Annotated in this window: 19 protein-coding genes and 1 pseudogene; 2 read left to right on the top strand and 18 right to left on the bottom strand. The window is 61.1% G+C overall.

Annotated elements, in window-relative coordinates; translation table 11 throughout:
• Positions 1–102: 102 nt before the first annotated feature.
• Genes ccoP through ccoN form a run of 4 tightly spaced genes read right to left on the bottom strand, consistent with a single transcriptional unit; the run spans position 103 to position 3,483 of the window.
• Positions 103–966, bottom strand: a complete 864-nt coding sequence (ccoP, locus tag MESS2_RS00150) for a cytochrome-c oxidase, cbb3-type subunit III (protein ID WP_008871936.1) — start codon at positions 964–966, stop codon at positions 103–105.
• Positions 967–968: 2 nt separating this feature from the next.
• Positions 969–1,118, bottom strand: coding sequence for a CcoQ/FixQ family Cbb3-type cytochrome c oxidase assembly chaperone (locus MESS2_RS00145; RefSeq protein ID WP_040591650.1), 150 nt, complete (start codon positions 1,116–1,118; stop codon positions 969–971).
• An 11-nt stretch (positions 1,119–1,129) separates the two neighbouring features.
• Positions 1,130–1,861, bottom strand: a complete 732-nt coding sequence (gene ccoO, locus MESS2_RS00140; protein WP_040591648.1) for a cytochrome-c oxidase, cbb3-type subunit II — start codon at positions 1,859–1,861, stop codon at positions 1,130–1,132.
• Positions 1,852–3,483, bottom strand: a complete 1,632-nt coding sequence (gene ccoN / locus MESS2_RS00135; protein ID WP_008871934.1) for a cytochrome-c oxidase, cbb3-type subunit I — start codon at positions 3,481–3,483, stop codon at positions 1,852–1,854. The genes ccoO and ccoN overlap by 10 nt, the downstream gene beginning before the upstream one ends.
• Positions 3,484–3,605: 122 nt before the next feature.
• Here ccoN and MESS2_RS34035 point away from each other — a divergent pair.
• Positions 3,606–4,128 (top strand): annotated as a pseudogene (locus tag MESS2_RS34035) (IS481 family transposase); the annotation flags it as partial.
• Here the strand turns inward: MESS2_RS34035 and MESS2_RS00125 are convergent.
• Entirely contained in the window at positions 4,065–4,829 is a 765-nt protein-coding gene (locus tag MESS2_RS00125; RefSeq protein ID WP_051068989.1) for a Crp/Fnr family transcriptional regulator, read from the bottom strand. The pseudogene MESS2_RS34035 and the gene MESS2_RS00125 overlap by 64 nt on opposite strands.
• Positions 4,830–4,987: 158 nt before the next feature.
• Here MESS2_RS00125 and hemN point away from each other — a divergent pair, with 158 nt between their 5' ends.
• Positions 4,988–6,337 carry an oxygen-independent coproporphyrinogen III oxidase gene (gene hemN / locus MESS2_RS00120; protein ID WP_008871931.1) on the top strand — a complete coding sequence of 450 codons (1,350 nt, stop codon included), beginning with the start codon at positions 4,988–4,990 and terminating at the stop codon, positions 6,335–6,337.
• Between the two features lie 153 nt (positions 6,338–6,490).
• Here hemN and MESS2_RS00115 read toward each other — a convergent pair whose 3' ends face one another.
• The 13 genes from MESS2_RS00115 to glmS form a co-directional block, all read right to left on the bottom strand.
• The gene (locus tag MESS2_RS00115; protein WP_008871930.1) at positions 6,491–6,763 is read right to left on the bottom strand and encodes a DUF2274 domain-containing protein; all 273 of its coding nucleotides are present in this window, start codon (positions 6,761–6,763) and stop codon (positions 6,491–6,493) included.
• Between the two features lie 12 nt (positions 6,764–6,775).
• Positions 6,776–7,990, bottom strand: a complete 1,215-nt coding sequence (locus MESS2_RS00110) for a TraB/TrbI/VirB10 family type IV secretion system protein (RefSeq protein ID WP_008871929.1) — start codon at positions 7,988–7,990, stop codon at positions 6,776–6,778.
• Between the two features lie 13 nt (positions 7,991–8,003).
• Positions 8,004–9,029: a P-type conjugative transfer protein TrbG gene (gene trbG / locus MESS2_RS00105; RefSeq protein ID WP_008871928.1), complete on the bottom strand. Its 1,026-nt coding sequence runs from the start codon at positions 9,027–9,029 to the stop codon at positions 8,004–8,006.
• Positions 9,019–9,750, bottom strand: a complete 732-nt coding sequence (gene trbF / locus MESS2_RS00100) for a conjugal transfer protein TrbF (protein WP_008871927.1) — start codon at positions 9,748–9,750, stop codon at positions 9,019–9,021. Before trbF ends, trbG begins: the two co-directional genes overlap by 11 nt.
• Positions 9,751–11,073, bottom strand: a complete 1,323-nt coding sequence (gene trbL / locus MESS2_RS00095) for a P-type conjugative transfer protein TrbL (protein WP_008871926.1) — start codon at positions 11,071–11,073, stop codon at positions 9,751–9,753. It lies immediately after the preceding gene.
• A 29-nt stretch (positions 11,074–11,102) separates the two neighbouring features.
• Positions 11,103–11,828, bottom strand: coding sequence for a P-type conjugative transfer protein TrbJ (gene trbJ / locus MESS2_RS00090; protein ID WP_008871925.1), 726 nt, complete (start codon positions 11,826–11,828; stop codon positions 11,103–11,105).
• Positions 11,825–14,275: a conjugal transfer protein TrbE gene (trbE, locus tag MESS2_RS00085; protein ID WP_008871924.1), complete on the bottom strand. Its 2,451-nt coding sequence runs from the start codon at positions 14,273–14,275 to the stop codon at positions 11,825–11,827. Before trbE ends, trbJ begins: the two co-directional genes overlap by 4 nt.
• Entirely contained in the window at positions 14,269–14,541 is a 273-nt protein-coding gene (locus MESS2_RS00080) for a VirB3 family type IV secretion system protein (RefSeq protein ID WP_008871923.1), read from the bottom strand. The genes trbE and MESS2_RS00080 overlap by 7 nt, the downstream gene beginning before the upstream one ends.
• The gene (locus MESS2_RS00075) at positions 14,541–14,849 is read right to left on the bottom strand and encodes a TrbC/VirB2 family type IV secretion system protein (RefSeq protein ID WP_008871922.1); all 309 of its coding nucleotides are present in this window, start codon (positions 14,847–14,849) and stop codon (positions 14,541–14,543) included. Before MESS2_RS00075 ends, MESS2_RS00080 begins: the two co-directional genes overlap by 1 nt.
• A gap of 11 nt (positions 14,850–14,860) precedes the next feature.
• Positions 14,861–15,829: a P-type conjugative transfer ATPase TrbB gene (gene trbB / locus MESS2_RS00070; RefSeq protein WP_008871921.1), complete on the bottom strand. Its 969-nt coding sequence runs from the start codon at positions 15,827–15,829 to the stop codon at positions 14,861–14,863.
• Complete coding sequence (locus tag MESS2_RS00065; protein WP_008871920.1) at positions 15,826–16,239, bottom strand: hypothetical protein; 414 nt, start codon at positions 16,237–16,239, stop codon at positions 15,826–15,828. The genes trbB and MESS2_RS00065 overlap by 4 nt, the downstream gene beginning before the upstream one ends.
• 120 nt (positions 16,240–16,359) lie before the next feature.
• Positions 16,360–18,390, bottom strand: coding sequence for a conjugal transfer protein TraG (locus MESS2_RS00060; protein WP_008871919.1), 2,031 nt, complete (start codon positions 18,388–18,390; stop codon positions 16,360–16,362).
• Positions 18,391–18,642: 252 nt separating this feature from the next.
• A complete protein-coding gene (gene glmS / locus MESS2_RS00055; RefSeq protein WP_008871918.1) occupies positions 18,643–20,466 on the bottom strand; it encodes a glutamine--fructose-6-phosphate transaminase (isomerizing) in 1,824 nt (607 codons plus the stop codon).
• Positions 20,467–21,395 lie beyond the last annotated feature (929 nt).

The following is a 21,395-nucleotide window of genomic DNA, read 5'->3' as shown; positions in this document are numbered from 1 at the left end:
CCGCCCGTGTTGATTCAGGTCGCAGTCGGAATGGTGTCGAGGCCCGGCTCGCGCCGGGCCTCGTCGCTTGGCAGGGGGAGGGCCGAGAATAGGCTTCCGTTCCTATTCTCCGCCGCCAAGCGAATGGACATAGACCGCAAGTTCCTTGACCGTGACCTCGCCGAGACGCCCACCCCAGGCCGGCATGACGCCTTGCTTTGGCGCGCGAACCTGCGCGGCGATAGCCGTCTCGCCCGCCCCGTAGAGCCAGATCGCGTCGGTCAGGTCGGGTGCGCCAAGCTCCGTGTTCCCCTTTGCCTTATCACCATGACAGGCGGCACAATTCTCGGCGAAAACATTGGCGCCGGGTATGACCAATGCTTGATCGCCAACAGCGCCGGAGAGACTCGAGACATAAGCGCTGACCTGTCTAATCTGCTCGGGCGTAATGATGTCACCAAAGGCGGGCATTTCCGACAGGCGCGTGTCGGAGTCGGAGGCAAAGCGGATGCCGTGCGTGATTGTCTGCTGGATCTGCTCGGCCTTGCCGCCCCACAGCCAGTCGTCATCATTCAGGTTGGGAAAGCCCTTCGAACCCTGGGCGCCGGAGCCATGGCACTGAACGCAATTGACCTTGAAGGCGGCGCCACCGGCCGCGATAGCGAATCCGCGCAAAACATCGTCGGCGGCAATCTCGGAGACAGTCTTCGCCTGAAGGGCGGCAACATACTTGCCCTTGGCGACCTCGGCCGCTGCCAGCTCATTCTTGACATCGTTGCGGCTGGAATAGACGAGCACGCCTCGGGTGGCGGAGCTTAGCATAGGCCATGCGGGATAAGCGATGGTGTAGCCGATCGCCCAGACTATGGTGACGTAGAAGGTGATCACCCACCAGCGCGGGAGCGGATTGTTGAGCTCCTTGATCCCGTCCCATTCATGGCCGGTGGTCGAGACGTCGGAGACTTCGTCAATGTGCTCACCGCTCATGATCAGTCGTCCTTGAGAGGGATTTGAGCAGCTTCGTCGGCTCGCGTCCTGCTGCCGGGACGGAGCGCAAAGGTGATGCATCCGACGAAGAACAGCGCCATAGCGAGCAGGCCCCAAGTGTCGGCAAACGCCCGCATGAAGTTGTAGGTCATCACCATTCTCCTCAGCGGTAACCGGCGGCTTCGTCGTAGTTTTTGAAATCGACCAGAGTGCCAAGCATCTGGAGGTAAGCGACCAGCGCGTCCATCTCGCTGACCTGTTGCGGATTGCCATCGAAGTCACCGAGCTTGGCCTTTGGATACCGCGCTTCAAGACCGGATGTGTCGATGTTGGGATCTGCCTGCGCCATGAGATCGGCATTCGCGCTCGCGATCATGTCGTCGGAGTAGGGCACGCCCACACGGCTGTTCGCGATCAGGTGCGTCGAGAAGTCCTTCACCTCAATCGGCATTTCCTTCAGGAACGCGTAGCTCGGCATTATCGATTCCGGCACCACCGAGCGCGGATCCACAAGGTGCTGAACGTGCCATTCATTCGAATAACGGTCGCCCACCCGCGCGAGATCCGGTCCTGTGCGTTTCGATCCCCACTGGAACGGGTGGTCGTACATCGACTCGGCCGCCAGACTGTAGTGCCCATAGCGCTCGACCTCATCGCGGAACGGCCTGATCATCTGGCTGTGGCAGAGGTAGCAGCCCTCGCGCACATAGATGTTGCGGCCGGCGAGTTCGAGCGGCGAATAGGGCCGCATGCCTTCGACCTTCTCGATCGTATTGTCGAGATAGAAGAGCGGCGCGATCTCGACGATGCCGCCGATCGTCACCACCAGAAGGGAGCCGACGAGAAGAAGCGTGGCGTTCTTCTCGATGACGGCGTGTTTGTCCATCAAGCCCATTTTCTGGCTCCTGATCGCGCAGGTCGGACGGCGGCGATGGGACGCGGCATCGGTTTCTCCTCGCGCTGGTAGCCGAGGATTGTCATGGTGACGTTCCATGCCATGATCAGGGCGCCGGACAGGTACATCGCGCCGCCGATGGCACGCATGATATAGTAGAGATGCATGGCGGCGACAGTTTCAGCGAAGGAGAAGACCAGAAAGCCCTGCTCGTCGTATTCGCGCCACATCAGGCCCTGCATAACGCCGGAGACCCACATCACCGCGGCGTAGACGACGATCCCGAGCGTTGCCAGCCAGAAGTGCCAGTTGACGAGCCGCAGCGAATAGAGCCGCTCGCGGTTCCACAACTTCGGCACCATGAAATAGATCGCGCCAAACGAAATCATGCCGACCCAACCGAGCGCGCCGGAATGCACGTGGCCGATGGTCCAGTCGGTGTAGTGCGACAGCGAATTGACAGCCTTGATTGACATCATCGGGCCTTCGAAAGTGGACATGCCATAGAAGGCTATGGCCATGACCATCATGCGGATGATCGGGTCCGTCCGCAGCTTGTCCCAAGCGCCGGACAGCGTCATCAGGCCGTTGATCATGCCGCCCCAGGAGGGCATCCAAAGCATGATCGAGAACGCCATGCCGAGCGTCTGCGCCCAGTCGGGCAAGGCGGTATAGTGGAGGTGGTGCGGGCCGGCCCAGATGTAGAGAAAGATCAGCGCCCAGAAGTGGATGATCGACAGCCGGTAGGAATAGACTGGCCGGTTCGCCTGCTTGGGCACGAAATAGTACATCATGCCAAGGAAGCCGGCGGTGAGAAAGAAGCCTACGGCATTGTGGCCGTACCACCACTGCGTCAAGGCGTCCTGGACGCCGGAGAAGGCTGAATAGCTTTTTGAACCCACGAACGAGACTGGCATCGACAGGTTGTTGATCACATGCAGCATCGCGATGGTCACGATGAAGGACAAGTAGAACCAGTTGGCGACGTAGATGTGCGGTTCCCTGCGCTTCAGGATGGTACCGAGGAACAGGACGAGGTAGGCGACCCAGACCATTGTCAGCCAAAGATCCACATACCATTCGGGCTCGGCGTATTCGCGGCTTTCGGTGATGCCGAGCAGGTAGCCCGTCGCAGCCATGACGATGAACAGCTGATAGCCCCAGAACACGAACCAGGCGAGATTGCCGCCGAACAGCCGGGCGCGGCAGGTGCGCTGTACGACATAAAGGGACGTGCAAAGCAGCGCATTGCCGCCGAAGGCAAAAACCACGCCGGATGTATGCAACGGCCGCAAGCGGCCAAAGTTGAACCAGGGCTCGACGCTGAGATCGGGATAGGCAAGCTGCAGCGCGATGACCACACCAACCAGCATGCCTACGACGCCCCAAAACACCGTCGCCACGGCCCCGTAACGGATTGGACCGTCCATAAAAGCGGCGGGGTCTATCGGAACTGCAGGCTTGAACTCCGTATTGCGCAACAGGATCGCGGTGAAACCAGCTACGGCGAAGAACAACACCCACATATGCTGGCGGAAAGGTTCATCTACGCCGAAACCGGCAGCCACCAGGGCCGCAAAAGCGAACAGGCTTAGAAGCACGATCTCTGTGCCGAATTTCATCGCAAATCCCGATCTCGAATCCGGCGGACGCCAAATCCGCTGTGCATCAATTGCGCAGCCGCCGCCTGCTCGCCCTGATCCATGTCAGGGGCCGCACGATTTTTCGGCAGCTAGGTTGACCTTCGCGGCGGCCGGTGCGCTACGCCAACCAGCTGCCCGACCAGATCGAGCTGACGATCGTCGCAACCAAGAAGGACAAGCCGCACTGGGCGCCAGGAAGATTAGGGAGCTCCTGATCAGGAGGCTCGCCGGCGATGTCCGCATACCCTCGAAGAGCCCGGTGCATGCCGTGCTCGATCGTCACGGCCTGTAAAGCGCTCCCGTCAGCGGCAGCGCTTCGGCACGCAACTATCACCAACGCGTTGTGGTGCACGGACTTCTAAGGGGAGTTCCGGCGGGCGATGGTCGTTATTGTGACGGTCACCGACCCGGCCTCGCGCTACCTGCTCCCCTGCGAAGCGCTCGAATCGAAGAAGGAAGGACCGGTCATCGAGGCCGCCATCCGCCTGTTCAGGGAACGCGGCCTGCCTTCCGCCATCAGGAGCGACAACGGCCTGCCCCTTCTCTTCGCCGAACGGCCTCTACAACCTGTCCAGGCTGTCGGTCTTCTGGCTCAGGCTCGGCATCGCCATCGAGCGCAGCCGGCTCATGCTGTCCACCATCACATGGCGTGTGTTCTCGATCCGGATCACGCCGTCAGCCCGCAATTGCGTCAGCTGCCGGCTCACAGTCTCGTTCGTAATTCCAAGAAAATCAGAGATCTCGGCACGCGTCAGCGGCAGATCGAAGGACGCTGACCTGGCTACCGGGTCAACACTGGAATCGATATTCCGAGCGATCATGAGGAGAAAACTCGCCACCTTTTCCGATGCGGTCTTGCGCCCCAACGTCACCAGCCACTCGCGTGCTTCATCGAGTTCATTCAGCGTCTGCTTGAGCAGGCGATGCTCGAATTCCGGCGACCCCTTCATCATCCGTTCGACGGCTGCCCTTGGAAACGAGCACAGCGTGACAGCTGTCACCGCTTCCGCATTGATCGAGCTTTCCACCTTAAAAGGACGTCCCAGAAAATGCGGTGCAAACTGGAGACCGACGATCTGCTGGCGACCATCGGAAAGGCTCTTTGTCAGCTTTACCACGCCTGAAAGCAGGTTCGAATAGCTGTCGACCGCCTGTGCGTCGCCGATCAGTTCCACTCCTGACTCGATCTGGCGCCGCGAGCAAGTGTTGGCGAGCCCAACCAAATTGTCTGGATCAAGCGCACCGCAGACGCCGCGATGCCGTGCTTCGCAATGGACGCAAAGAACGGGAATACCGGAAGTGTGAATGTGTCGCCGTACTGACATGCGCTCGCTCAACCCGATCCCAAGTGCCGGCAGGATACCAATCTAGGGTAGAAAAATCCTTGCGGCAGTTTGTCCGAGTTGCTGATTGACCGAAATCAGGGCTTTGGCTCGCCAATAAGCCCAGAGTTCCAGCGATGCAAACATGGTTGGACCACGACATGCAGTCCGAATTAGCTGCCCGGGTTGGCGAGAACGTCCCGCGCTATACCAGTTATCCGACTGCACCGCATTTCCACGCGGGCGTCAATCCTGCGGTTTATCGTGGCTGGCTGGAGGCGCTCAAAAGTGGCGGCGAGATCTCGCTCTATCTGCACATCCCCTATTGCGACAGACTCTGCTGGTTCTGTGCGTGTCATACCAAGCAGACGCGCCACTATGAGCCGGTGACGGCCTATCTGCGCTCGCTACACGCGGAGATCGCGACGGTTGCGGGTCTCGTCAGCGGCAAGGGCCATGTCCGCGCAGTCCACTTCGGCGGCGGTTCGCCCACCATGCTGAAGCCCGAGGACATGGTGGCGCTTGGCGCGTTTTTGCGGGACAGCTTCGATTTTGTCCCGGATACAAAAATCAGCGTCGAGATCGATCCAAACGACATGGATGAGGCGCGCCTTGATGCGCTGGCCGAAATCGGCATGACCAGGGCGAGTCTCGGCGTCCAGGATTTCGAGCCAAAAGTGCAAAAGGCAATCAACCGCGAGCAAAGCTTTTTGCAAACGAAGGCTATCGTCGACGGAGTTCGCTCCCGCCGCGTCGGTTCCATCAATCTGGACCTGCTCTACGGATTGCCGCACCAGAGCAGGGAGAGCGTCTGTTCCACCGTAGCGCAGGCGCTGACCCTGGAACCGGACAGGATGGCGCTGTTCGGCTACGCGCATGTGCCCTGGTTCAAGAAGCATCAGACGATGATCAAAGAGGCGTGGCTGCCTGGCCCCACGGAGCGGTTGGCGCAATCGCAACTCGCTGCGCGAGCGATTGTGGACAAGGGATATGAAGCAATAGGGCTCGATCATTTCGCCAAGCCAGGCGATGCCTTGGCGATCGCGGCCCGGGCAGGGGCTTTGCATCGCAACTTTCAAGGCTACACGGAGGATCGCTGCGAGACACTGATCGGGCTTGGCCCTTCGTCCATCGGCCGTTTTCGCCAGGGCTACGTGCAGAACAATATTTCAACCGCCGAGTACGGAAGTATGGTTGCGCATGGCGGGCTGGCGGTTGTCCGCGGTATCGCGCTTTCCGACGACGACCGCGTTCGCGGCTGGATCATCGAGAGGCTGATGTGTGATTTCGCCTTCTCGGCAGTCGATCTGGTGGAACGCTTCGGCAAAGCCGGCCAGAAGCTCCTTCTTGAGTCGAGTACCATGGCCCTCCACGATCCCGTTCGATTGCTTGAACTGGATGGCGACCGTTTCGTCGTGCCGGCTGAAAGTCGCCCATTCGTTCGAAGCATCGCGGCCAGGTTCGACAAATATTTCCAAAGCGGAAGGGCCAGGCACTCGGTTGCAGTTTGAGCCAAAGAGTGCGGTCGCCGTGACGTGCTCCCCTGTTTGCCTCCATTTGTGAGTGAGCCCGTTCACGTTGTGATCCTTGACGGATCGGGTTGCATGTTCAAGCGGAGTTAGCCCATCGAGGCTCGTGTGCGGGCGGTTTACTCATTGCCTCGGTTACTCGGAATCTGAGCCTGCCAGACGCCGCGACTTCTCCGGCATGCTGGACGTCGGCAAACCTTCTTTTCTGGCCTTGGCAAACGCTCGGTCGCCTTCCAGAAACCCCGCCAGCATGAAAGGGATGAGTTCCGCCACCGTTTCAGACTCGCCATAGGTCTGACGATAAAGGGTAGCATACTCCTTGAGTGATTGGCTCAACTCCGCGCTGACGGTGATGGTAATCTTCGAAGGTGTTCGGTCTGGAAGCTTTCCAAGTTTCAAGTTGGCCATATTCACTCCCGCTCAACTCGCGTATGGCCGTAGCACCAGATCCTTGTGCACGATGACGCGCAGTGGCCAACCTGGGCGGATGGTGATGGTGGGCTGAACATTGAGGTTCTTCTCGGTGATGCGCTGGCCGGCTTGACTGACGTTCTGCTGAGTGGATTCCCGGATCGCTTTGACCAGATCGCTTTCGTTTTCTCCAAAACTTAACTCGGTGCCGACGCCCAGCAATGTGGCCAGCGCGACTCCCTTGATCAGCTGCCAGGTGTGGAAATCGATCTTGTCCTCGAGCCCGGCATAGCCGGCAGTGTCTGTCGCCGGGAGATTGTCGATTTCGATCGAAGAACCGTCTGGCAGTATTATTCGCTGCCAAACCAGAAGCGCCCGTTTTTGCCCAAAAGCGACGACGCTGTCATAGGTCCCGATCAGCCGCGAGCCTTGCGGGATAAGCAGCATGCTGCCGGTGAGCGTGTCGTGCACGTTCTCGGTGACCTGCGCGACGACAAACCCGGGCAAGTCGGAATTTATGCCGGTGATGAGACTTGCGGCGATCACGCTGCCGGCCATGAGCTGATTTGGCGAAGCTGGCGTCTGCAATGCATGCGGGTTGTAGATCCCGCTGGTGTTGCGCTGGCTGACAAAATCGAGCTTGCGTTGTTGATTGTTCTGATCGCCCTCAGCCGGGGCAACGGAATCTGACGGCCGAGCGGCATCAGATTGCGGAGGCGCCCCGAACGGCTGCTGAGCACTTTTCGCATTACCGCCGATGCCCGCCTCCTTGGGTTGATTTTCAATGCGGAAGAAGACTTGTGATTCCCGCGCCTCAATCGCCTGCTGGGCAACACGCTGCTCCTCGGCGGAGTTGTCCTGCCCTGGCGCGATGCCGAGCTGGCGCCGCCGCTCAAGGATGGGGCGACCGAGGTCGCCCGGCAGTGGTGGTCCAAGCACAGGAGGGTTCGGCTTCACTCCGGAATAGTCCTTGGGAAGTGTTTCAAGTCCTTCAGGGGTTGGCTTGCGGTCAGTGTTGTAGAGATCTTCCGCCTTTTCTTTGAAGCGAAGCGCCGGTCCCTGCAGCGCCATCATCGTGACGCCCAGGATGGCACCGGACCCGACGGCAGCGATGGCGACGATCACGCCGCGCCTGAACCGCACGGCGCGGCGGGGCGAGGCCCGTAACTGCAGCTGCTCGGGATCGAGTTTTGGCGGAGCATTGGATGGGGAAGTGTCGGTCATAAGGCCCCTCTCCTCACCTGCTGGAGCGCGCAAAGAGAGATACGCGACGCGGCGGTTGCCGGCCGTCCGTCCTTGTGATGCGCACCACTTGCTGCTGCTTGGTGCCGAGGCGTAGTTCGGCCGCGGCGAAGAGCCGATCGACAATGTAGTAGTTGCCGCGCATGCGGTAGTTGACGAGCTGGTTGTCCCCGTCAGAGCCGACGATGAAGAGTGGCGGGGCCTCTCCCTGGTCTATGCGGCGCGGGAACTCGATATAGACCTTGCTGCCATCATCGAAGGCTCGCGTCGGTCTCCAGGGCGGTGTGTCGCCCCTAATCGAGTAGCGAAAGCGAATGTTTTCGAGCGCCACGTTCGACGCCACCGGCATGGTAGCCTCGGCCTGAGCGTTACGCTGGCGGAGCGCGACGATCTGGTCCTCGCTGTACGTCCAGGAGATCGCCGCCATAGCGGTCTTATCGGTGCTTTGAAGCTGCAAGTGGTAGGTGCGTCGTTCCGTGGTGATCACCAGATTGGTGCTGAGTCCCGGCGCGAAGGGTTTTACCAGCACATGGGTGCGCTGGTCGTCACCGGTGCCGCTGACGGTATCGCCGATGACCCAGCGCACCGTGTCGCCGGCCGACACGGCTGTCAGTTTCTCGCCCGGCTGTAGGGCGATATCGGTGACGCGCTCCGGCGCGGCATAGAGCTGATAAAGCGCGCCATCGGTGAAGGGATAGACCTGCACCGCATTGACGTAGCCGTACCGGGTGGGTTGCTGCGTCGCCGCCTTGTTGGCGTCGGCGACGCGTTCTTCAGGAGAGCGCTTGTCGTCGGCGATTTTGCCCGGTTCTGGCTGCAACTGGCCGGGGAGCGGCAACGGCCTTGGCACCTCGACTATCTTGACCGGTGTCTCTGGCGCCTTCTCGATTGCCGCTGCTTTGAAGTCGGCAGCATCATACGAGATTTCAGGCGGCACCGGCTTCGATGCGCAGGCCGAGAGAACTGCTGCCGATGCGGATAGGATCAGCGCGGCACGGAACGATTGGGCTCTATTTGTCATCGGCGGGCTCCTTCGGGGAAACGGATGTCGGTGCGGCACTGTCGAGCTCGCGCGACCAGTCGATGGCGTTGATGAATACACCGAGCGGATTGTTGCGCAGCTGATCCGTATTGCTTGGCGGGCGGATCACGATGGTGAGGATCGCGGTCCAGCGCGTGGTGCTGGCAAGGCTGCCGCGCTCAAAGACCTGCTCAGTCCATTTGACCTGGAACGAGCTGTCGGAAGCCCTGACAACACTGGTCACCTGGACGGACACGCTGCGCGTTCCGATCTGACCGAAAGGATCGTTTGCCTTGGCGTACTCATTGAGGAAGAGTGCCGCACGGTCGGTGGCAAGGTCGTAAGCCGCCAGCCAGTTCTGCCGCACCAGCACCGGATCAGTGGAGACGGAACGGACATTCTGGATGAAGCGGCCGAGGTGCCAGGCTATCTCGGCGTCGGAGGGCTCGTAGTCTTGGATAGCCGGCGCGACGGCGCGTGCCTCGCCGAAGCGGTCGACCTCGACGACGTAAGGCACAACACGGCTCTGCATCGACTGCCATACGAGTCCGCCAGAGAGCCCGGTCGCCAAGGCCAGACAGCCGAGGGCCATGAGCCGCCAGTTCCTAGCCTGTACTCGAGATGAGCCGATGCGCTCGTCCCATAGCTGGGCGGCCTTTTGATACGGCGTGACCGGTTCGGGTGTCTTGCCGTAACGTTGAACGGGTCGCTTGAACAGCATCTAGTCATCCTTGTCGTTGAGAGAGGGATTGGCGCTGCCTCCCGGCCTGTCGCCTTCACGGACAGCCTGCATGGCGGCGTGGCGGTGGGCACGGGCGGTCTGTTCGGAACGCAAGCGCCTTGCCCACGTCGGAGCGGCATTAGGATCTGCAGCGGTTGGGTTTCCAGTCATGGACGCGGTGGGCGCACCACCGGTCGCGGTCCATGCCGCTTCCCGGCCGGCATCGGCGCTGCGCCCGAACGTTCCCGCGGCAGCTCTTGCTGCTCGCATCGCGGAGCCGCCGGCGGCACTGGTCACGCCCTGCAATCCAGCAGCCACACCGGACAGGCCGGTGTGGGGCGAGGTTGCTCGCCCGATCTGCCAGGCCGTTAAAGCAGCCGATCCCATCGTTGTGCCGGCCCGAATTGCGGCGAGACTGCCGCCGGCTGCTATGCGCGCGCCAGCAAATGCCGTGCCTCCGGCAACGAGCGATGCACCAGCAGCCGCCGCAGTCGTGCCAAGTGCGGCGCCCGCGCCAAGCTGCGGCGCGCCGGACACTAGACCCGACGCGATGCCGGGCCCAAAGATGCCGAGCCCAAGCAACGCCAGCGCGCCCAGCACCTGTGACATCGCGGCGGCCAGGTCCGGCTCCTTGCCTTGCAGCGCGGAAGCAAACTCGCCGAAGAGTGTGGAGCCGATGCCGACGATGACGGCAAGTACCATCACCTTGATGCCTGAAGAGATGACATTGCCGAGCACGCGTTCGGCCAGAAACGCCGATCGATTCCAGAGTGCGAAGGGAACCAGAACAAAGCCGGCAAGCGTGGTGAGCTTGAACTCAAGGATTGTGATGAACAGCTGAATGGAAAGGATGAAGAAAGCGATGATGACCAGGAACCAGGCCATGAGCAGCACGAAGATGGTCAGCGCGTTGCCGAAGATTTCTGGAAAGCCGAGCAGCTGACTTGCCTGATCAAGCAGCGGCCAAGCGCCTTCGAAACCGGTCGCGGCGATGCGGCCCGGGCGCAGGAGATTGTCTGGGGAGAGATTGCCGGAGGACGCGTTGATGCCGAGCCCGGCAAAGGAGCGATAGATGATGTCGGCGAGGTTCCTAAAATTATTCAAGATGAAGGCGAAGACGCCGACATAGAGCACCTTGCGGGTAAGCCGGCCGAGAATGTTGGGCTCGTCGCCGAGCGCCCAGGCCAGCCCGGCCAGCGTGATGTCGATGCCGATCAGGATGGTGGTGAGGAAGGCGACGTCGCCCGAAAGCAGACCGAACCCGCTATCAATGTAGCGGATGAAGGTCTCCATGAAGCGATCGATGACGCCAAGGTCGTTCATGCCGCCGCCTTCCTCGTCAGAGTTGGTGATCAGTTGCCGGGATAGGCCGAGCCGGTACCCAGGAAGCGCTTGGTTGTCTCGCGGGCGGCTTCCTCGGACTGCGCCTTGCGCGCGGCATCCTCGGCCTCAGCTCGAAACTGAGTCGCGAGCAGCGTTTGGATCTGCATCTGCTGCTTAGTTGAAAGCGCGATCAGCTGGTTGGTGGCCTGGCTTGCCTGAAGCGCACCGGCTGCCCCTTGGCTGCGGTTGACGAGATCGGCAAGCAGGTCGCCGTCGGCGCGGACGTTCTCGACGATCTGCGACTGGGCCCGCATGGTCTGGCGGAACGCCTGCATGGCGCTCTGCCAGCGCTCGCGCGCAGCGGTTGCCACATCGCTGACCTTGATCGTGGCCTCGTAGCTTTCTGGATATTGGCTGCGCCACTGGTCTTGAAGCTTGCCCAGATCAAAGCTGAGGCCACTCGCCTGGTCCATCAAACCGTCAATGCGATGGAGCGAACCGGTGAGTTGGCCCACGGAAGAGAAATCCAGACGCTGAAGATTGCGCGCCATGTTCTGCAGCATGGTTGCCTGGTTCTGCAGCGACTGGATCTGGTTGTTGATCTGCTCCAGCGCGCGCGCCGCCGTCAGCACGTTCTGCGCATAATTGGATGGATCGAACACGATAAGGGCGTAGGCCGGCTGCACATAGTCGGCCATTGGCTTGGCGATCAGGGAAACGGTGATCAGGCTGGTGAAAAGACGGCGTCCAATCATGAGGATTGCTCCATGTCTGGTTGAGGGAATTGCTGGAGAAGCTCGGCAGCCCAATCGAGGCCGCGCGCGCTCAGAAAGCGGGAGGCAAAGCTGTCTTGCCCGTCTTCGGACTGGATTTTGTCGATCAGGGTCTGCGTCGCCGGATCGGAAGCGCCGCAAAGCGCAAGAGTGATGGGGCCAAGCCCGAGCTCGAAGAGACGGTTTCCGCTACGTGACTGAAGATAGTAGTGGCGCTTCGGCGTGGCGCGGGCGATCAATTCGATCTGCCGCTCGTTCAAGCCGAAGCGCTCGTAGGCTGCCCGCGCTTGCGGTTCCACAGCACGATCATTGGGAAGGAAAATGCGCTGGGGGCAGCTCTCGATGATCGCCGGCGCGATTGAAGAGCCCGCGATATCAGCCAGCGATTGCGTAGCGAAGATCACCGAGACATTCCGCTTTCGGAGCACCTTCAGCCATTCGCGGATACGGGCGGCAAAGAGCGGATTGTCGAGATAGACCCAAGCCTCGTCGAGCATCAGCAGCGTCGGCCGTCCATCGAACCGCTCTTCAAGACGATGGAACACGTAAGTGAGCACAGGCAGCACAGCGCCTTGGCTCTGCATCAGCTCTTCCGTCTCGAAACACTGCACATTCGATAAGGCCAGCCGATCATCATCGGCGTCGAGCAGGCGGCCGAAAGGACCGTCGAGTGTGTAGGGCATCAACGCGGACTTCAGCCCGTTGGACTGAAGCAGGACCGAAAGGCCGGTCAGCGTGCGTTCCTGCGCCGGCGCGGTGGCAAGGCTGGTGAGTGCCGACCAGATTGCCTCCTTCACCTCCGGCGTGACGGTGACATTCTCATGGGCAATGAGGCCGGCAATCCACTCGGCTGCCCAACTGCGGGCAGCCTGGTCGCCGATATTGCGCAGGGGCTGGAAGGCGAGCGCACCGTCAGCACCCAGTGCGTGGTGTTCTCCACCCGTGGCAAGGACTGCCGCGCGCGCCGAATTGCCTTTGTCGAAGACATAGACCTGCGCGCCGGCATAGCGCCGGAACTGCAGTGCAATCAGGGCAAGCAGCACCGATTTGCCGGCGCCGGTCGGGCCAACGATCAGCATGTGGCCGACATCGTCGACATGGGTGGATAGCCGGAATGGTGTCGACCCGTTGGTCTCTGCGAACAGAAGTGGCGAGGCCTCTCGCTGGGTGACCTTGGTGAGATGCTCGTTCGCCGTAGGACCTGCCCAGACCGACGACAACGGCATGAGATGCGCAAGGTTCAATGTGTGAACGAGCGGCTGGCGAACATTGGCATAGATATGACCAGGCAGCGAGCCGAGCCACGCCTCGACCGCATTGACGCTTTCGCGGATGGTGGTGAAGCCGAGCCCATTGATGATGCGCTCGACCGCGCGAAGTTTCTCCGCGGCGGCTTGATGGTCCTCATCCCACACTGTCACCGTTGTGGTGAGATAACCGAAGCCGACATGGTCGCCGCCCAACGCCTGAAGGGCTGCGTCGGCATCGAGCGCCTTGTTGTCGGCATCGCTGTCGACCAGCGGGACAGGTTCGTTGGTCACGACCTCGCGCAGGATGGCCGCGATCGATTTGCGCTTGGCAAACCACTGGCGGCGCAACCGTGTCAGCGTCTTCGTGGCTTCCGTCTTGTCGAGCGGGATGAAGCGCGTCACCCAGCGATAGGCGAAATCCTGATGATTCAACGCGTCGAGAATTCCGGGCCGGGTGAGATTCGGGAATCCGAGGACGGTAAGGGTGCGAAGATGGTGTTCGCCGAGCATCGGCTCCAAGCCGCCGGTAAGCGGCGCGTCGACCAGGATGCCGTCGAGATACATCGGCGTTTCCGGGACAGCGAGTGGATGGCGGCGGGTCGAGATTGTGCCGTGCAGGTAAGTCAGGGTCTCGGCATCGTCGAGCACGCGCACCTCGGGCATGAAACCGGACAAAAGATCGAGGACCCGGTCGGTCTCGTCGCGAAACCGCGCCAGCTCCTGGGGCCAGTCTCTCCCGCCGCCAGATTGGTGTGCGTCAACGAGCGCGCTTTCAGCCCTCGCCCGTGCGTCGGGGGGCGGCATGAACAGCAAAGTCAGGTGATAGCGGCTCTCGTAATGCGCGACCTTGCCCTCGAAGGCTGCGCGTCGTTCTTCATCGACCAGCCAAGACGCGGCGTCGGGAAAGGTTGAGTTAGGATAGCCGAGCGCCTCTATGCGCTCGGCTTCGAAGAACAATGCCCAGCCGGAGCCGAGCCTTCTCAACGCGTTGTTTGCCCGGGCGCAGATGCCGACAAGTTCTGCTTCCGTCGCGCTTTCGAGATCGGGCCCGCGGAACCGTAAGGTCCGCTGAAAGCTGCCGTCCTTATTGAGCACGATGCTGGGCGCGACGAGCGCTGCCCAGGGCAGATGGTCGGCAAGTTTGTCGGCTTTGCTGCGGTATTCTGACAGGTTCAGCATGCCAACCATCCCTTCAGACGAAGGTGACGAACGAGCACGCTGGCGAAGTCTGGATCGCGTCTTGTGGCAAAGACCGCCAGCGTGTGGCCGGCAATCCACAGCACCAGCCCAGCGATCCACTGCTGCAAACCGAGGCCGATAGCTGCGGCCACCGTGCCGTTGAGGATCGCCACCGCTCGCGGTGCACCGCCCAGCAGGATGGCTTCGGTCAATGCCCGGTGAACGGGAACCGCGAAGCCCTCAATATGCTGCTCTCCAGCGACCATCAGACGAGTGCCCCGCCGCCAAAGGAGAAGAAGGAGAGAAAGAAGCTCGATGCCGCGAAGGCGATCGACAGCCCGAAGACGATCTGGATCAGCCGGCGGAAACCGCCTGCGGTGTCACCGAAGGCAAGGGTTAAGCCCGTGGTGATGATGATGATCACGGCGATAATCTTGGCGACCGGTCCCTGTACAGACTCCAGGATCTGCTGCAGCGGCTGTTCCCAAGGCATGCCGGAGCCTGCTGCGCGGGCTGAGACCGTGAGAACAAGCACGAGCGCGGTGGACGAAAGAAAGCGAAGCTTCTTGCACATGAATTGGCCTTTCAAAACTGCTGAAGTTGCGGGAGCGTCAGTTGGGTGACGGTGTAATCGCCGCTGCCGTCGAGACCGGTGACCTCGGCGATGGCGTCAATGCGGCGCGAGGATCCGCGCCCGGCGATGAAGACAATCAGATCGATGGCATCGGCGATCAGACGGCGTGGTACAGTGACGACGGCTTCCTGCGCGAGTTGCTCGATCCGGTAGAGGGCGGAGCGCGCCGAATTGGCGTGAACCGTGGCGATGCCGCCGGGGTGGCCAGTGTTCCATGCCTTCAGCATATCGAGGGCTTCCGCACCCCGGACTTCGCCGACGACGATGCGGTCGGGCCTGAGCCGCAGCGTCGAGCGTACGAGATCGGCAAGCGTCACCGAGCCCCGTCTTGTCCTGAGTGCAACGCAGTCCTTGGCAGCGCACTGCAGCTCGCGTGTGTCTTCGATCAAGATCACCCGCTCGTCGCATTCCGCGACTTCGACCAGCAGCGCATTGGCGAGCGTGGTTTTGCCCGACGACGTGCCGCCTGCGACCAATATGTTGCGCCGCTCGCGCACGGCCTTCCTCAGCGCATCGGCCTGCAGCGGCAGCATGATTTGGTCGGCGACATAGTTGGCCAACGTGTAGAGTTTTGCGGCCGGTTTACGGATGGCGAAGCATGGCGCCAGAACGACTGGCGGCAACAGCCCCTCGAAGCGCTCGCCCGAGGGCAGTTCGGCGCTGACGATCGGACTACCCGCATGCGCCTCGGCACGCACATGGGAAGCGACCAGGCGGACGATGCGTTCCGCCTCGGATGGGTGCATATGCACGCCGGTACCGACCCGACCTTCTCCCAGCCGGTCGAGCCGCAGCGCACCGTCGGGATTGACCATCACCTCGACAACAGATGAATCGGCAAGGGCCTCAGCGATTGCCGGGCCCATGGCGGTGCGCAACATGGTACGATGGCGATGGTCGACCTCCGGATGAGAACTCATCCTTCCCCTCCCCCGCCATTATCCGTCCCAAGCGACCGTTTGCCGGAGGCGATCTGGCGGCCCACTTGCTCGACGAATTTGTCGAAGCGCTCCTGGGCAATCGCCTGCGTCGCCCTGTCCGGGACTGGTGTGTGAGCATGAAGCGTGACGGAAAAGCGAATGAAGAGCGCCAGGCTCTCTAGGATCATCTCGACGTCGCGTCTGAGATGACCGAGGTCACGGGAAAGACGGTCGAGCCTTACGCCGTAGCGCCGGTCGAGCTCGTTCTCGCCACGCCGCTCGATAAAGGCCTCGACTGCCTTCGCCACGATCGCTGATTTGGTCGTCGATGGATCGCGGCTGAGGTCGTCCAGTTTCTTGCTCAGGTCGGGTTCGAGCAGAAACTGATGACGAATGCGGTGAGGGCTCATGTGGTTCGTTCCAACTGTCCCAGCGCTGTTGCGCGGGCGGGAACGAGCATCGGCGACTTCTTCGAAATTGCTTATGGCCGTTATCTACGCTGATTTGCGCTCTGCCTTCGGCAGCTTCTTTCAGAAGCCGGGCACGATGTCCTTGTTGTCGCCCGTTCCCTCGTTGATGCCATAGGCGCGTGCGGCAGTGGAAATTCGGTCCATCACGCGCCTGTGGGCAACTGCCTCGCTATCATCGTCCGCGGGCTTGAGCAGGTCGTCCCGGTCGGGCTCCAGAGTGACGGCTGTATGCTCTTCAGGCAGACCCGGATGTCGCTGTTGCTGGACACCTCCTTCATCTTCAATTGCCTCGCCCGCGCTTTCGCCGCCGCCAGCAAGACGGCGGTCAACGCCCCGCACCTGCCCGATCCAACAGTCCGGACGCGGTACTGGCCGATCCGCGTAAGCGCCGTCGCGCAATACCGGCGCAGAAAGCACGCGCTCGGTGAAATTTCGATCCTGGTAGTAGCGCAGCTTCTTCGCCCGGATCGGCGGCAGCCCTGAAACCAACACCAGTTCATCGGCTTGCGGCAACTGCATCACCTCGCCCGGTGTCAATAGTGGGCGGGCGGTCTCCTGGCGGCTAACCATCACGTGCGACAGCCAGGGCGCCAAGCGATGGCCGGCGTAGTTGCGCATGGACCTCAGCTCCGTCGCCGTGCCGAGCGCGTCCGAAATGCGTTTGGCCGTGCGCTCGTCATTGGAGGAAAAGGCAATCCGTACATGGCAGTTGTCGAGAATGGCATTGTTGTCCCCATACGCCTTGGAGATCTGGTTCAAGGATTGCGCGATTAGATATGCACGGATGCCATAGCCGGCCATGAAGGCGAGCGCGGTTTCGAAGAAATCAAGGCGACCGAGCGCCGGGAATTCGTCCAGCATCATGAGCAGTTGATGGTTCCTGCTCTTCTTAGGATCCCCCTCCAGCCGCTCCGTCAGACGCCTGCCGATCTGATTGAGCACAAGTCGCACCAGCGGCTTCGTGCGCGAGATGTCCGATGGCGGCACGACAAGATAGAGTGACATCGGTCGCTCAGCATCCAGGAGGTCGGCAATGCGCCAGTCGCAGGCTGATGTCGCTGCCGCCACCGTAGGATCGCGATAGAGGCCGAGAAACGACATGGCGGTCGAAAGAACGCCTGAACGCTCGTTCTCCGACTTGTTCAACACCTCGCGAGCTGCCGAGGCCACGACAGGATGGACCTGGGGCTTATCCGCCGCGCCGAGATGGTTGGTCGTCATCATCCGCCGTAGTGTCGCGGCAAACGAGCGTTGCGGGTCCGACAGGAAGGTGGCGACGCGAGCGAGCGTCTTTTCCTCTTCGGCGTAAAGCACGTGCAAAATGGCGCCGACCAAGAGTGAGTGACTGGTTTTCTCCCAGTGGTTCCGCCGGTCCAGCGCGCCTTCCGGATCTACCAGGATGTCGGCGATGTTCTGGACGTCACGGACCTCGTCTGGACCTTTTCGTACCTCCAGCAGCGGGTTATAGCGCGCCGACCTCGGATCGGTCGGATTGAACAGGAGACAGTAGGAGAACTTCGAGCGCCAGCCGGAGGTCAACTGCCAGTTCTCGCCTTTGATATCGTGAATGACGGCCGAGCCGGTCCAGGACAGAAGAGTTGGAACAACCAGTCCGATGCCCTTGCCTGATCGTGTTGGGGCAAAGGCCATGACGTGCTCGGGCCCGTCATGGCGCAGATAGCGATCCTTCAGCTTGCCTAGGAAAACGCCGGCCGGCCGAAACAGCCCTGCCGTCTCGATCTCGTGAGTCGCGGCCCACCTTGACGACCCATATGTGGTGACCGACCCGAGCTGTCGCGCGCGCCAGAGCGAGCCGGCGATCGCGGCGGCACAGCCCACGAACCCACTGGCGCCGGCAAGCGCACCGGCCTTATCGAAGACCTCGGGCGCATAAGCGTCGAAGTGGAACCACCATTCGAACAGTTTCCACGGCTTGTAGATCTGCCAGCCAGCCGCGACTAACCATGGCGCGCCGAGTGGCGGTTGATGGCCGAGCATGTGGGCGCACCACTGCGTGGCCGCCCATACGCCGAGTATCACGATTGCGAACACGACGGCGATCTGCCCAATCAGCAACTTCGTAGGCGTCATTGGCTTGCTCCGCAGTTCTGGACATGCGGGGCCAAGCATCGCGCGGCGCGATGTGAACTGAAATGCACACTACGCACGACCAGGTGCGATGAGGGAATGGGCAGGATCGCTCAGACTGGAAACTTTCGGTGGAGCAATAGAGATATGTCCACTTGGCCGCGGACCTGATCTGCGTCTCGTCGACATCCAAGTGCCGGTGATGCTTGGAAGTGTATTTTCGATGGACGCATGCCACCTATGAGCGCGTCACAATCATTCGACGGTGACCGATTTTGCGAGATTGCGCGGCTGGTCGACATCTTTGCCCATGGAGACCGCCGTATGATAGGCAAGAAGCTGTATCGGCAGCGAGAAGATCATCGGCGCGATAATCTCGTCGACGGCCGGCAGCACGATCGTATGCATCGTGTCGAGTTTCGACGCAGCGGCCCCATTTTCATCGGTGATGAGGATAATCCGCCCTCCACGGGCGGCCGCTTCCTCCATATTGGAGACGGTCTTGTTGAAAAAACGATCATGTGGCGCGATGACGATCACTGGCATGTTCTCGTCTATCAATGCGATCGGACCATGCTTCAATTCGCCAGCCGCATAGCCCTCAGCATGGATGTAGGAAATCTCCTTGAGCTTCAGCGCACCTTCCATCGCCAGTGGGAAACTGGTGCCGCGGCCAAGATACAGGACACCATGACACTTTGACAGTTCGCGCGACAGGAGCTCGATATCTGGCTGGATGCTGTTAAGTACCCGGCCCATGACGCCCGGCATTTCGGCAAGGCTCCGGACGAGCGCCTTCACCTCATATTCAGTTAGCGTTCCACGGTCCTTGGCAGCGCCGATGGCGAGTGTGGCCAGAACCGCAAGCTGGCACGTGAAAGCCTTCGTGGAGGCGACGCCGATCTCCGGGCCGGCAAGGATCGGGAAGACCGCGTCGGCCTCCCGAGCGATGGTCGATTCGCGGGCATTGACGACAGCGCCGGTTTTCAGCCCACGCCCCTTGCAGTACCTCAGGGAGGCGAGCGTATCGGCGGTTTCGCCGGATTGCGAAATGAAAAGAGCCGCCGATTCCGGCGGCAACGGGATCTCCCGGTAGCGGAATTCGGACGCAACGTCGATTTCGACCGGCAGGCGCGCATAGCGCTCGAACCAGTATTTTGCGATCAGTCCGGCCAGATAGGCGGTGCCGCAAGCCGAGATCGCCAGGCTCGGGATGCTGGCGAAATCTATGCTAGAAACCGTATCGACGCGATTCCCTTCGAAGTTGATGTAATGACCGAGCGCACGGGCGATGACCTCGGGCTGCTCGTAAATTTCCTTCTCCATGAAGTGGCGACGGTTGCCCTTATTGGCCAGGTATGCCCCGGCCGTGGAAGTCTGGCGCGGACGCTCGACGGGATAGCCATCGAAATCGAAGATATCGGCGCCTGCCTTGCCGATAACGGCCCAGTCGCCGTCGACGAGATATGTGATTGCATTTGTGAAGGGAGCTAGCGCCATGGCGTCAGAGCCCAGGAACATCTCGCCGTCGCCGTGACCGATCGCCAGCGGTGGTCCATTGCGCGCCGCCATGATGGTCGACGGATCATCCTCGAAGAGAATGGCAAGCGCGTAGGCGCCCCTGACGCGCTTCAGCATGGCGTGCATTGCCTCACCCCGCCCCATGCCCTCCCGGCGGTGTCTTGCCAAGAGATGCACGACGACCTCGGTGTCGGTGTCGGTCTGGAACTCGGCGCCCGCCGCCGCCAGTTCGTCCTTCAACTCGGCGAAATTCTCGATAATGCCGTTGTGAACGACGGCCACACCGTCCGTAAAGTGCGGGTGCGCGTTGCGCTCAGTCGGTGCCCCATGCGTTGCCCAGCGCGTGTGTGCGATGCCGATGGTGCCACTCAGCGGCTCTTCCTTCAACCTCGTCTCGAGATTGATGAGCTTGCCCTTGGCGCGCCGGCAGTGCAACGAGCCCTCGGTGATGGTGGCAACGCCGGCTGAGTCATATCCTCGATATTCGAGACGCTTCAAAGCGTCGACCAACCGATCCGACACCGGCTGATGCCCAACGATGCCAACAATCCCGCACATGATCCTCTCCGAATTCTTCCCGGTAGCCTCAGCCGACCCGAAGGGCACCGCCCGGCGCCGAGCCTCCTAGTAGAATTCGGTAAAACAGGTAAAATCGATTGTTGGGATGGCTGCCATCCAGCCAGTGGATAGAAGAGGACGTGTTTGACCAGTTAGAAACGGTATGCGCGGTGCCGGCTTGCGTCCACCAACCGCCAGTTGGGACGAGTTTCCGTAGTCGGCTGAGGCGTAACGATCATCGCAATGTCCGCTTTTTACATGCTGTTGACTCGCCCAGTTAACGGCCCTTAGATCCATTGACTGCTACAATGCTTAGGGGTTTTCAAAATGCCGTTCAAACGGGCCGGTCTATACCCTGCCGATCTCGATCTATGCCAACGGGTATTCGACCAGATATGCAGTGACGAGCATATCGCCCGCTCATCGTTGGAGGCCGACCACCTCGCCCTGGATATTATGGTCGCGTTGGAAGAAGAGGCTGACGCGGATGAGGCTGAGCTGCTTGAACTCATCAGATCGAAGCGGCGGGCTACTCGTCATCTCGGAAACCCTGCAGAGAGGCATGGCGGACGTCTTCGTCGCCGCTGAGGGATGCAGTCACCCGGCCTTCCCTTTGCATGTTCGACTGCCTTGCTGGCCGCCTTGGCAACTCCTGCATGTTTGCTCACGCGCACTGTCGGCCGTCTGGAACTTGCGCCAAACTCATCAGTTCTGGACAATGCCAAACAGCGCGTGGCTACGATCCTGACTTCCATCGGCATACTGACATCCCGGCCGGCGGCTCGACGCCCCTCAAGGCGTGGCCTGGAAGCGTCGCAGCCGGCGCCCCCGGCAGCGCGGCGGCCAACCTTGACTGCGTCTCGACACGAGGTCGGCGCTTCACCGGAAACGACGCAAGGGCAGCGACAAGCACATGAGCAGGAGCCTGC

Source organism: Mesorhizobium metallidurans STM 2683, from assembly GCF_000350085.1.
GTDB lineage: Bacteria > Pseudomonadota > Alphaproteobacteria > Rhizobiales > Rhizobiaceae > Mesorhizobium > Mesorhizobium metallidurans.
This window is presented reverse-complemented; position numbering and strand designations above follow the sequence as displayed.